The 11,687-nt window shown below is 73.5% G+C and carries 9 protein-coding genes; 2 read left to right on the forward strand and 7 right to left on the reverse strand.

All coding sequences use genetic code 11. The annotated features are described in order from the left end of the window. Window positions 1–23: 23 nt before the first annotated feature. The 4 genes from cobA to ABZ312_RS04495 form a co-directional block, all read right to left on the reverse strand. A complete protein-coding gene (gene cobA / locus ABZ312_RS04480) occupies window positions 24–1,271 on the reverse strand; it encodes a uroporphyrinogen-III C-methyltransferase (RefSeq protein WP_500436450.1) in 1,248 nt (415 codons plus the stop codon). Between the two features lie 857 nt (window positions 1,272–2,128). Next, window positions 2,129–5,371 carry a nicotinate-nucleotide--dimethylbenzimidazole phosphoribosyltransferase gene (gene cobT / locus ABZ312_RS04485; protein WP_500436452.1) on the reverse strand — a complete coding sequence of 1,081 codons (3,243 nt, stop codon included), beginning with the start codon at window positions 5,369–5,371 and terminating at the stop codon, window positions 2,129–2,131. Between the two features lie 251 nt (window positions 5,372–5,622). Further along, entirely contained in the window at window positions 5,623–6,846 is a 1,224-nt protein-coding gene (gene cbiE / locus ABZ312_RS04490) for a precorrin-6y C5,15-methyltransferase (decarboxylating) subunit CbiE (protein WP_500322381.1), read from the reverse strand. A 102-nt stretch (window positions 6,847–6,948) separates the two neighbouring features. Next, the gene (locus tag ABZ312_RS04495; RefSeq protein WP_499510843.1) at window positions 6,949–7,584 is read right to left on the reverse strand and encodes a GNAT family N-acetyltransferase; all 636 of its coding nucleotides are present in this window, start codon (window positions 7,582–7,584) and stop codon (window positions 6,949–6,951) included. 212 nt (window positions 7,585–7,796) lie between these two features. Between ABZ312_RS04495 and ABZ312_RS04500 the strand changes: the two genes are divergently transcribed. Both ABZ312_RS04500 and ABZ312_RS04505 read left to right on the forward strand, forming a co-directional pair. Continuing rightward, the gene (locus tag ABZ312_RS04500; RefSeq protein WP_500322380.1) at window positions 7,797–8,564 is read left to right on the forward strand and encodes a class I SAM-dependent methyltransferase; all 768 of its coding nucleotides are present in this window, start codon (window positions 7,797–7,799) and stop codon (window positions 8,562–8,564) included. A 39-nt stretch (window positions 8,565–8,603) separates the two neighbouring features. Further along, the gene (locus ABZ312_RS04505; RefSeq protein ID WP_500322378.1) at window positions 8,604–8,990 is read left to right on the forward strand and encodes an MmcQ/YjbR family DNA-binding protein; all 387 of its coding nucleotides are present in this window, start codon (window positions 8,604–8,606) and stop codon (window positions 8,988–8,990) included. 34 nt (window positions 8,991–9,024) lie between these two features. On the opposite strand, the gene ABZ312_RS04510 is transcribed toward ABZ312_RS04505, so the two are convergent. The 3 genes from ABZ312_RS04510 to ABZ312_RS04520 are packed head-to-tail and all read right to left on the reverse strand — an operon-like array spanning window position 9,025 to window position 11,646. Next, on the reverse strand, window positions 9,025–9,855 hold the full coding sequence (locus tag ABZ312_RS04510; RefSeq protein ID WP_500322377.1) for a MetQ/NlpA family ABC transporter substrate-binding protein: 831 nt from the start codon (window positions 9,853–9,855) through the stop codon (window positions 9,025–9,027). A 37-nt stretch (window positions 9,856–9,892) separates the two neighbouring features. After that, a complete protein-coding gene (locus ABZ312_RS04515; RefSeq protein WP_500322376.1) occupies window positions 9,893–10,612 on the reverse strand; it encodes a methionine ABC transporter permease in 720 nt (239 codons plus the stop codon). Then, window positions 10,609–11,646, reverse strand: a complete 1,038-nt coding sequence (locus ABZ312_RS04520) for a methionine ABC transporter ATP-binding protein (RefSeq protein WP_500322374.1) — start codon at window positions 11,644–11,646, stop codon at window positions 10,609–10,611. The genes ABZ312_RS04515 and ABZ312_RS04520 overlap by 4 nt, the downstream gene beginning before the upstream one ends. Between the last annotated feature and the right edge of the window lie 41 nt (window positions 11,647–11,687).

Genomic DNA, 11,687 nt, shown 5'->3' on the forward strand with positions numbered 1-11,687 from the left:
GTGCGGTGCCAACGGCACCGACGTCACTTGTTACCGCCGGTTACGCGATCGCCCACGGCGACGACCTCGCCGACGACGATCACCGCGGGCGGCCGGATGCCCTCCTGCGCCACCCGCTCCCCCACCGTCGCGAGCGACGCGTCGACCCGACGCTGGGCCGCCGTCGTGCCCTCCTGGATCACCGCGACGGGGGTGTCCGCGCCCCGGCCGTGCTCCACGAGCGCCGCCGCGATCGAGCCGATCCGCTCCACGGCCATCAGCAGCACCAGCGTTCCGCGCAGCCGGGCGAGGGCCGCCCAGTCCACGAGCGAGCGCGGGTCCTCCGGGGCCACATGGCCACTGACCACGGTGAACTCGTGCGCCACCCCTCGGTGCGTGACCGGGATGCCGGCGGCGGCCGGGACGCTGATGGAACTGGAGATCCCCGGCACGACGGTGCACGGGATGCCCGCCTCCGCGAGCGCCTCCGCCTCCTCCATCCCGCGCCCGAAGACGTACGGGTCCCCGCCCTTGAGCCGCACGACCGCCTTGCCCGCCTTCGCGTGCTCGATCAGCGCCGCGTTGATCGCCTCCTGGGCCATCGCCCGGCCGTACGGGATCTTCGCGGCGTCGATCACCTCGACGTGCGGCGGCAGTTCGTCGAGCAGGTCGCGCGGGCCGAGCCGGTCGGCGATGACGACATCCGCCTCCGCGAGCAGCCGGCGGCCGCGCACCGTGATCAGGTCCGGGTCGCCCGGGCCACCGCCGACCAGCGCTACGCCCGGGGTCCTCCCCCGGTGCTGCGGCGCGGCGAGCGAGCCGTCGCGCAGGCCCTCGACGATCGCGTCCCGCACGGCCGCCGAACGCCGCGGGTCCCGGCCGGTGAGGACGGCGACGGTCACACCCTCCGTACGGCCGGTCGCCGGCGTCCACGCGGTCGCCGCCTCGGCGTCGTCGCTGCGGACGCACCACACGCGGCGCTCCTCCGCCTCCGCGGAGGCCGCGGCGTTCGCCTCGGGGTCGGTGGTGGCGATGAGCGCGTACCAGGCGTCGGCCAGGTCGCCCGGCCGGTAACGGCGGCGCTCCCAGCGGATCTCGCCCGCCGCGGCCATCGCGTCCACGGACGGCGTCGCGGACGGGGAGACCAGGACGACGTCGGCGCCGGCCGCGACCAGCGGGGGCAGCCTGCGCTGGGCGACCTGGCCACCGCCGAGGACGACCACGCGGCGGCCCGTGAGGCGCAGTCCGACGGGGTAGGCGGGTGCGTCGTTGCGGTCCTCGGCGGCAGTCATGGCGGTGCGGCTCCTCGGGTGTGCCTCGCGGCGTGTGCCTCGCGGCGCGACGGGGGGTGGGGTTGCGGGGGTGCGGGGCGACCCTGCCCCGCCCCAACCCTACGGTGCGGGGTGGCTGCGCCGCAGCGCCCAAGATCACACCTGCGGTGCGCTTGCCGTCGTGGTCGTGTGCGGGTTGTTCGCGCCTGCGGCGGGCATCCCCCACCCACCCTCCCTCCCCCAGCCTTCGGCCGGGGGGACCCCCATCCGGCACGGTTGGTGCGGGCCTGCGCGCGTGCATGGTGGGCCAGGGTCGGGGCCTTCGGGGCTGGGCATTCTGGACCGCATATTTATGTGCATGGCGGGCGGTCCAGGTCGGTGCCGTCTCTGCTGCACAACACATACACGTCAGCGTCCAGAACGCCCACCCTCCCCCAGCCTTCGGCCGGGGGTGCCCCCAACGACCCTCCGTATCGTGCGGCGACCAACGGCCGGTGGGAGGTAGGAGGGCGGTCCGGGGTTGCCGCAGGTGCCCTAATTACCCCCCACCGGCCGTCATGCGCCCCAACCGGCATGAGGAGGTGTGGCGGGGTGCGCCCATGGGGGTCCCCCCGGCCGAAGGCTGGGGGAGACGAGCGGCGAACCCGGGCGCCGAACGAGGTAGGGCCAAACCGCGAGCGCAGTGGGGGTCCCCCCGGCCGAAGGCTGGGGGAGTGCGCCGGCGCGGCCCCGACCCCACCACGTACGCAGCGAGGCGGTCACTGACCGCGCCGGGCAATCGGGCGGGCGGGCGGCGGGGAAACCGCCCGCCGCAGGCGCAACGCACCCGCACACAACAACCGGGCCACGAGCCAACCCGCCCACCACGACCGCCCGCGTCAGGACTTCTCGGTGACCCCCGCAGAGTCGAACGTCGCCACCTCGTGCATCGCCCGCGCAGCACTCTGCACCAGCGGCAGCGCCAGCAGCGCGCCGGTGCCCTCGCCGAGGCGCAGGTCGAGTTCGACGAGCGGGCGCAGGCCCAGCTTGGTCAGCGCCGCGCGGTGGCCGGGCTCCGCGCTGCGGTGGCCGGCGATGCAGGCCGCGAGGACCTCGGGGGCGATGGCGCGGGCCACCAGGGCGGCCGCGCCCGCGCTGACGCCGTCGAGGATGACCGGGGTCCGCAGGGACGCGGCGCCGAGCAGCAGGCCCACCATGGCCGCGTGCTCGAGGCCGCCGATCGCCGCGAGGACCTCGATCGGGTCGGACGGGTCGGGCCGGTGGAGTTCGAGGGCGCGCCGCACGACGTCGATCTTGCGGGCGTGCATCTCGTCGTTGATGCCGGTGCCGCGTCCGGTGACCTCCGCCGGGTCGACCCCGGTGTAGACGGAGATCAGGGCCGCGGAGACGGTGGTGTTGGCGACCCCCATCTCCCCGGTGAGCAGCGCCTTGTTGCCCGCGGCGACGAGGTCGCGGGCGGTCTCGATGCCGACCTCGATCGCGCGCAGTGCCTCCTCGCGCGACATGGCGGGCCCGGCGGTCATGTCGGCGGTGCCGGGACGGACCTTGCGGGGCAGCAGACCGGGGGTGCTGGGCAGGTCGGAGGCGACGCCGACGTCCACCACGCACACCTCGGCGCCCACCTGGTGGGCGAAGGCGTTGCACACGGCCCCGCCGCCGAGGAAGTTGGCGACCATCTGGCCGGTGACCTCCTGGGGCCAGGCGGTGACGCCCTGGGCGTGCACCCCGTGGTCACCGGCGAAGATCGCGACGGCCGCGGGCTCCGGGATGGGCGGCGGGCACTGCCGGGACAGGCCGCTGAGCTGCGCGGAGATGATCTCCAGCATGCCGAGTGCGCCGGCCGGCTTGGTCATCCGCTTCTGCCGCTCCCAGGCCTCGCCGAGCGCCTTCGCGTCGAGCGGGCGGATGCCACGGAGGGTCTCCTCCAGGAGGTTGTGCGGCTCCTCGCCGGGCAGGGCCCGGTTGCCGTACTCCTCCTCGTGGACGACCCAGGCCAGCGGGCGCCGCTTGGACCAGCCGGACCGCACCAGTTCGGGGTCCTCGGGGAACTCGTCGACGTAGCCGACGCAGAGGTACGCGACGACCTCGAGGTGCTCGGGCAGCCCGAGTTCGCGGACCATCTCGCGCTCGTCGAAGAAGCTGACCCAGCCGACGCCGAGGCCCTCGGCGCGCGCGGCGAGCCAGAGGTTCTCCACGGCGAGCGCCGACGAGTACGGGGCCATCTGCGGCTGGGTGTATCGGCCCAGCGTGTGGCGGCCGCCGCGGGTGGGGTCGGCGGTGACGACGATGTTGACCGGGGTGTCGAGGATCGCCTCGATCTTCAGCTCGCGGAACTGCTTGGCGCGGCCCTTGGGGAGGGACTTGGCGTACGCCTCGCGCTGCTGCATGGCGAGCTCGTGCATGCGCTCCCGGGTCTTGGCGGAGCGGATGACGACGAAGTCCCACGGCTGGGAGTGGCCGACGCTCGGCGCGGTGTGCGCCGCCTCCAGCACGCGGATCAGCACCTCGTGCGGGATCGGGTCCTTGCGGAAGCCGTTGCGGATGTCCCGGCGCTCGCGGATGACGCGGTGCACGGCGTCCCGCACGGTGGGGTCGTAGCCCTCGGCGGCGGGCAGCAGCAGCTCCGGGTCCTCCTCCTCGCCGGCGACCGGCGCCTCGGGCTCCTCGGACGCCTGGGGCTCCTCGGGTGCCAGGTCCGCCTCATGCTGCGGCTCGGCGACGGTGACCGGAGTGTCCTCCTGCACGACCGCGGCGGGTGCGGGCTCGGCGACCGGCTCGACTGCGACGGGCGCCTCCGGCTCCACGACGGGCACGGGCTCGGGCTCCATCTCGGCCTCGACGACCGGCTCGGGCTCCGGCTCCGGCACGACGGCGACCGGCTCCAGCACCACGGCGACCGGCTCCAGCACCACGGCGACCGGCTCCGGCACGACCGCGACCGGCTCGGGCTCCGCGACAGCTTCAGGCGCCGCGACGGGCTCGGGCGCCTCCGGTACGACCGGTGCCACGGGCACCTCGGCGGCGGGCTCCATGCCGAACGGCAGCGGCTCGTCCGGGGTTTCCAGCGGCGACGCGAGGATGGCCACCGGCTCGGGCTCCGGTGCGGGCACGGGCGCGGGCGCGGGCACGACGGCCTCCGGCACCGGGGCCGTCCAGGTCTCGCCGGACGCGGGGGCCGGCACCGGCGCCTGGGTCTCGGCGGGGGCCTCGTCGCGGGGGATGTCCAGGTACTCCGGTCCGATGGTGGGCGGCCCGGACTGGGGCATGGGCGCCGGGACCGGCTGCGGCGCGGGCGGCGGCGTGGCCGGGCCGCGGTCGGCCAGGGAGCGCACGATGCCGCCGCCGTTGGACGGGTCCGGGATCGGGGGGCCCATGTGCAACGGGCGCCGCGGCGGTACGGGTGCGGCCTCCTGCAGCTGCACCTGCGCGGGCACATGGGGCTGCGGGACCGGCTCGGCCGCCCGGACCTGGACGGCCTCCTCCGCGGGCCCGGGCTGCGCGACGGGCTCCGCGGCCACGGGTACGGCCTGCTCCGGCACCGCGTGCTCGATCACGAACGGGGCGGGCTGCGGCGGCACGGCCTGCTCGGCCGGGAGCGGTTCCGGCGCCGCCATGCCGGGTGCGACCTGCATCTCCGTGCGGACGGCGGAGTAGTCGAGGGAGACGGAGTCACGGCCGCCGCTCTCGTGGGCGTCGTGCTCGATGCCCTCGGGCGCCACCGGGACCCCGTGCGGGGTGTGCTCGACCGGCACGGGGGTGGGGGCGGGGGCGGGGGCCTGCGCCGGGACCGGCGCGGCCGGGATCACGGGAGCGGGCGCCGGAACGGGTACGGCGGCGACCGGCGCCGGCTGCGGCGGCACGGGCTGCGGGTCGCCCCAGGACCCCTGCAGACCGGGCATCAGCAGCATCTCCTCGTCCTCCTCCACCGGCACCGGGCCGGACGGCTGGTCGAGGTAGTGGTACTCGGGAGGAACCGGCGCGGTGAGCGGATCGACGTCCCACGAGGGGACGGACTGCTGCTGCGCGCCACTGCCGGGAAGGTCGGCGTGCGGCTGCAGAACCGCTTCTTCGCCTGCGTTCTCCGGCAGTCCCTCACCCGGGACCTGGCCGGTGTCAGTCATGCGTGCCCCTCGCCCATCGGTTTCGCTCCTTCCATCGCTGCGCCGAGCACACTGCCCACAGAGAGAACGAGCGTGGGCGGCAACCGGCACGACGACGGCGATTGACCGGTACTGACCATTACTGATCAGCCCTCACGCGACGTCAATGCGCGACAACGGCACAGCGGTCCGTCAGCCTACCGTGCGTGTGCCCGCGCATGCTCAGGGGGGTTCACCTCAAACCGGTGCCAATGCGGGCGCAACCCACTGGCTCACCTGCGGTGTCCGAGGAGCGCGAAGACCACCGTGCGCTCCCGCTCGGACCACTCGTCGTCCAGCTCGACTGCCTGCAACAACGTGCGTTCCACGGCGTATCCGCCCTCGTCGAGGGCGCGGCTGACGGCTTCGGCCTCGTCCCGGTTCGCGGCGCTCGCGGCGATTCGCTCCGGCCGGCGCGCGACGCAGGCGGCGACGACCTCCGGTCCGCCGCCTCCGATGCGCACGATGTCCGGTTCCGGAAGGTCCTCCAGCACGTGCGGCGCCAGGCCGTGGACGACCCGGACCTGGACCCCGAAGTCCCGTGCGGTGTCCTCGATCCGGCCGCACGCCTCGGCGTCGGCCTCCACCGCGATGACGGCCGCGCCGAACCGCGCCGCCTCCACGGCGACGGCCCCGCCGCCGGCGCCGATGTCCCAGAGCAGGTCGCCGGCCCGCGGTCCGAGCCGGGCCAGTTGCAGGGCGCGCAGGTGCGCCGGGCCGTCCCCGGGCACGTACCGCTCGGCGGGCAGTGCCCAGCCCCGTACCCGGTCGGACGAGTCGGGGTCCCCGCCGGCGAGCCAGCCGGCCTGCGCGGCGGCGGCCGGAACCGGAACGTGGGCGGGGGCGGCGGCCGGGGCGGCACCGACGACGAGGACGACGTTGGGGTCCCGCCAGGTGTGGTCGGCCACCTTGTCGGAGGTGAGCACGGTGACCTGCTCGTGCTCGGTGCCGAGGGCCTCGCAGATCACGAAGGTGCGGTGCTCGTCGCCGAGCAGCAGGGCGAGTTCGGCCGGCCCGGCGCCGGGGGCCGTGAGCACGGCGACCTTGGGATGGGCGCGGCAGACGTTGACGGCCCGCCGCAGGGTGCGGGTGTGCGCGACGACCACCCGGGCGTCGTCCCAGGGCATCCCGGCCCGGGCGAAGGCCTGGGCGACCGAGGAGACGCCGGGCACGACCTCGACCTCCAGCCCGTACTCGGGGGTGCGCAGGGCGCGGACGACGCCGAAGAAGCCGGGGTCGCCGTCGGCGAGGACGACCGCGGTGCCCCGGTGCCGCGCGATGCGGCGGGCGGCCAGGTCGATGCTGCCCAGTACGATCCGCTCGGCGTCCTCCGGCACGAACGGCAGTGCCAGGTGGTGCCGGGTCCCGGCCACCAAGGTGGCGGCCGACAGCGCGGAGCGCGCTGCCTCGCCCGGTGGTGAGCCGTCCCACCCGATCACGGTGACACGGTCGGCCATCGTCGTCCTGCCTCCTGGGCGCGTCGCGGTGTGGTGCCCGGGGGGTGAGGTGATCCCGGGGTGTGCACAGTACCCCGGCCAGGATCTTGCGCTAGCCCGTGCTCACTGCCAGTCGGCGTACGCCGCGTAGTCGGAGCCGTCGGCGGACTCCTCCGCGAGGCCGTCGAGGTCCTCCGGGAGCAGGCTCCAGACGATCAGGTCGGTGCGGATCTCCTCCCAGCGGCCGCCCTCCGTCTGCGTGCGGACCAGGCCGGCGTTGCGGAGCACGCCCTCGCTGATGCAGCCGATCTTCTGCGCGACCTGCTGCGAGGCGGCGTTGTCGGCGGCGGTGCGCAGTTCCAGTCGCTCGAACTTCTGGTCGTCGAAGAGCCACTGGGCGGTGGCCTGGACGGCCTCCGCCGCGTAGCCCTCGCCGCGTGCCCAGGGGGCGATCATGTAGCCCGCCTCGCTGCTGCGGATGCGCCAGTCGGTGCGCTGCAGGTGGACGGTGCCGACCAGCCGCTGGGTGAGGAACTCGGTGACGGCGAGCACGATGCCGCGGCCTTCCGCGCGCTCGGCGGGGGCGAACCCGGCGATGAAGGAGCGGGCGTCCGCCTCGGTGTAGGGATACGGCACGGAGGTCCAGGCGATGACGGACTCGTCGTTCATCATCTCCGCCAGGGCGGGGACGTCGGACTCCTCGTACGTGCGCAGCACCAGCCGCTCCGTACTGATGGAGATCTCCGGGAAGCTGGTCATTCGACGCTCCGTAGCCAGGGCATGTGTGAAGTGCACAGCATGCAACATCCACCGGGTCACCGCAGGACCGGGTCGCCGCGGGGGCCTGCGCGGCCGTCGCCCCAGCGTACGTCCAACCATCGGCACGACGGGAGCAGTTGGTGTGCTGTTCCCCGGCTTTTCCGCAGGTCCGCTACGCCTGTGGTCCTACGGTCCTGCTAGCGTCTGCCCGCGTGACGGTGCACCACGCAGCAGGAGTCGGATATCAGCGGGCCGCGGGTGTGTACGAGCGGTCGCGACCCTCGTACCCCATGGCGGCCCTGGCCGAGTTGGCGGACGCGCTGCCCCTCGAGGCGGGCCGCACGGTGGTCGACCTGGGCGCCGGCACCGGCAAGTTCACCCGTCTGCTGGCGCTGACCGGCGCCGAGGTGATCGCGGTCGAGCCGGTGACGGAGATGCGGGAGCGGCTCGCGGAGCTGCTGCCGGGGGTGCGGGTGTCGGCCGGGACGGCCGAGGCCACGGGCCTGCCGGACGGGTGCGCGGACGCGGTGGTGGCCGCGCAGTCCTGGCACTGGTTCCAGGAGGAGGAGGCCCTGGCGGAGGTCGAGCGCCTGCTGCGGCCGGGCGGTTCGCTGGCACTGGTGTGGAACACCTACGACACCTCGGTCCCCTGGGTGCGGGACTACCAGGACATCGTCTTCCGGCTCGCGCCGCGTGACCTGCCGAGCCCTCTGGACGACGGCTGGCGCAAGGCCTTCACCGGCCGCCGGGGCTGGTCGCGGGTGCACGAGCGGCACTGGCCGAACCTGCACTCCACGACGGTCTCGGACGTGGTGGAGCGGATGACGTCCTCCAGCCACATCGCGGTGATGGACCCGGCGGAGCAGGAGCGGGTGCTGGCCGAGGTGGAGGCGGTGCTGGCCGGGCACGACGCCACGCGCGGCAAGGACGCCGTGGACATGCCCTACACGACGGACGTGTACTGGGTGCGGCGGCGCTGATCTCGCGGGTGTGTCGGTGGCACCCTGTTGAATGGCCGGATGGACGCGGACCGGCTCAGGGGCTTCTGCCTCGGCTTCAACGGCGCGGCGGAGGAGAACCCCTTCCCGCGGAACACCGAGGTGACCGTCTTCAAGGTCGGCGGGAAGATCTTCGCCATCAGCGCGCTGGGGGACGAGCCGCTGAAGGTGAGCCTGAAATGCGAGCCCGACCTGGCGGTGCGGCTGCGGGCGGAGCATGCGGCGATCGCGCCCGGCTGGCACCTGAACAAGCGCCACTGGAACACGGTCACGCTGGACGGTTCGCTGCCCGACGCGATGGTGCGCGAGCTGGTCGAGGACTCGTACGACCTGGTCGTGGCGCGGCTGCCGCGCGCGCAGCAGCTGCTGCTGGACTGGCCGGGGGCGGCGGGGAGCGGGGCGCGGTGAACGCGCTGCCCGCCCCCCGCCCGGGCCCGGCGGGTCAGAAGGAGGGGATGACGGAGCCGGCGTACTTGTCCTCGATGAACTTCTTCACCTCGGGCGAGGTGAGCAGCTTCTTGAGCTTCAGCACGCGCGGGTCCTTCTCGTCGCCCTCCTTGACGGCGAGGAAGTTGCCGTAGGGGTTGTTGTCGGCGGACTCCAGCACCAGGGCGTCCTTCGCGGGCTTCAGGCCCGCGGAGATGGCGTAGTTGCCGTTGATGACGGCGGCGTCGACGTCCTGCAGGGAGCGCGGCAGCTGGGCGGCCTCCAGCTCCTTGAACTTCAGGTTCTTGGGGTTGGCGGTGATGTCGGCGGGGGTTGCCTCGTTGCCGACGCCCTCCTTGAGGGTGATCAGGCCGTTGGTGGCGAGCAGCTTGAGGCCGCGGGCCTCGTTCACCGCGTCGTTGGCGACGGCTATCGTGGCACCGTTCTTGATCGCGTCGGCCGACTTCAGCTTGTCGGAGTACAGGCCCAGCGGCTCCAGGTGCACCGTGACGACGGGCACGATATGGGTGCCCTTCTTCTTGTTGAAGTCGTCCAGGTAGGGCTGGTTCTGGAAGTAGTTGGCGTCGACGGAGCCGTCCTCGGTGGCGGTGTTCGGCGTCACGTAGTCGCTGAACTCCTTCACCTCGAGCTTGAGCCCGGCCTTGGCCGCCAGGTTGTCCTTGACGAAGTTGAGGATCTCCGCGTGCGGGACGGGGCTCGCGGCGACGACGAGCGGGTCGCTCGCGCTGTCCTTCTTGGAGCCGGAGTCCGCGCCGCAGGCGGTCAGGCCGAGGGTGAGGCCGGCGGCGGCGAGGACGGCGGTCGTGATCTTGATGCTGGTACGCACGAAAAGTGCCTTTCTGGAACGGTGTTGCCTTGCGGTGTCAGGAGGCTTCGGGGGTCGCGGCCGGGCGCAGCAGGCGCAGCCGGGGCGTGGTGGAGCTGCGGCCGCGGTGCGAGGCGCTGCGGGCGGCGAGGTCGCCGGCGAGCTGGACGGCGGTCACGATGACGATCAGCACGCCGATCGTGACGAGCATCAGGGAGGTCTCGAAACGCTGGTAGCCGTAGCGGATGGCCAGGTCGCCGAGGCCGCCGCCGCCGATGGTGCCGGCCATGGCGGAGTAGCCGATGAGCGCGATCACCGTGGTGGTGAGCCCGGCGATCAGGGAGGGCAGCGACTCGGGCAGCAGGGCCTTGCGGACGACGGTCCAGGTGCTGCCGCCCATGGCCTGGACGGCCTCGACGAGTCCGTCGTCGACCTCGCGGACGGAGGTCTCCACCAGCCGCGCGAGGAACGGGATGGCGCCGATGGAGAGCGGGACGACCATGGCCTCGGCGCCGATGGTGGTGCCGATCACCCAGCGGGTGAAGGGCAGCACCGAGATCATCAGGATGAGGAAGGGCAGCGAGCGGCCGAGGTTCACGACCACGCCGACGACCTTGTTGACCGTGGCGTTGCGCAGCAGTCCGCCGCGGTCGGTCAGCACCAGCAGGACGCCCAGCGGAAGTCCCCCGGCCACCGCGATCAGGGTGGACCAGCCGACCATGATCAGCGTTTCCCAACAGGCCTGCGACAGCAGCGGCTGCATTTCCGACCAGCTCACTTCGCGCCCTCCTCGACCAGTTCGTCGCCGCCGACGGGGGCGACGTCGACCTGGAGGCCCTTCTCGCGGAGGAAGCCGATCGGCACCACGTTGTCCTCGAAGGCGCCGGGCAGCTCGATCCGCATCCGGCCGACCTGGCGGCCGCCGATGGTCTCCAGGGCGGCGCCGAGCACGGAGATGTCGATGTTGTAGGTGCGGGAGAGCTGGGAGATGACGGGCTCGGTGGCGGCCTCGCCGTGGAAGGTGAGGTCGACCACGGTGCGGCCGGCGCCGGACGGCTCGCCGCCGACCGGGAAGAGTTCGTGGGCCAGTTCGGAGCCGGGCGTGGCGAGCAGGTCGGTGACCTTGCCGGATTCCACGATGCGGCCTCCCTTCATCAGCGCGGCGGAGTCGCAGATGGCCTTGACCACGTCCATCTCGTGGGTGATGAGCAGGATGGTCAGGCCGAGCTGCTGGTTGAGTTCGCGCAGCAGCTGCAGGATCGAGCGGGTGGTCTCGGGGTCGAGCGCCGAGGTGGCCTCGTCGGACAGGAGCACCTTGGGGTCGCCGGCCAGGGCGCGGGCGATGCCGACGCGCTGCTTCTGGCCGCCGGACAGCTGCGCCGGGAAGGTGCGGGCCTTGTCGGCGAGGCCGACGAGGTCGAGTAGTTCGAGGGCCTTGCGGCGGCGCTCGCGGCCGGAGACGCCGAGGATCTCCAGCGGCAGCTCGACGTTGTCCCGGACGGTGCGCGAGGACAGCAGGTTGAAGTGCTGGAAGACCATGCCGATGCCCGTGCGGGCGGTCCGCAGCGCGGAGCCCGCCCGGTCGGAGCGGCCGGCGAGCGCGGTCAGGTCCCGGCCGGCCACCTCGACGGTGCCCGCCGTGGGCCGCTCCAGCAGGTTGACGCAGCGGATGAGCGTGCTCTTGCCGGCGCCGCTGCGACCGACGACGCCGTACACCTCACCCTCGCGGACGTGCAGATCGACGCCGTCGAGGGCCACCGTCTCCCGGTCACGGGAACGGTAGACCTTGGTCAGGCCCGTTGTGGTGATCACTGGATTTCCGTCACTGTCGAGTGCGCGGCGGACGAAAGCCG

It is taken from the genome of Streptomyces sp. NPDC006207, from assembly GCF_040613835.1.
Classification (GTDB): Bacteria; Actinomycetota; Actinomycetes; order Streptomycetales; family Streptomycetaceae; genus Actinacidiphila.

Coding starts and splice junctions, on each gene's coding strand:
- cobA (WP_500436450.1), bottom strand. CDS start 1,271: ATGACTGCCGCCGAGGACCGCAACGACGCACCCGCCTACCCCGTCGGA.
- cobT (WP_500436452.1), bottom strand. CDS start 5,371: ATGACTGACACCGGCCAGGTCCCGGGTGAGGGACTGCCGGAGAACGCA.
- cbiE (WP_500322381.1), bottom strand. CDS start 6,846: ATGGCCGACCGTGTCACCGTGATCGGGTGGGACGGCTCACCACCGGGC.
- ABZ312_RS04495 (WP_499510843.1), bottom strand. CDS start 7,584: ATGACCAGCTTCCCGGAGATCTCCATCAGTACGGAGCGGCTGGTGCTG.
- ABZ312_RS04505 (WP_500322378.1), top strand. CDS start 8,604: ATGGACGCGGACCGGCTCAGGGGCTTCTGCCTCGGCTTCAACGGCGCG.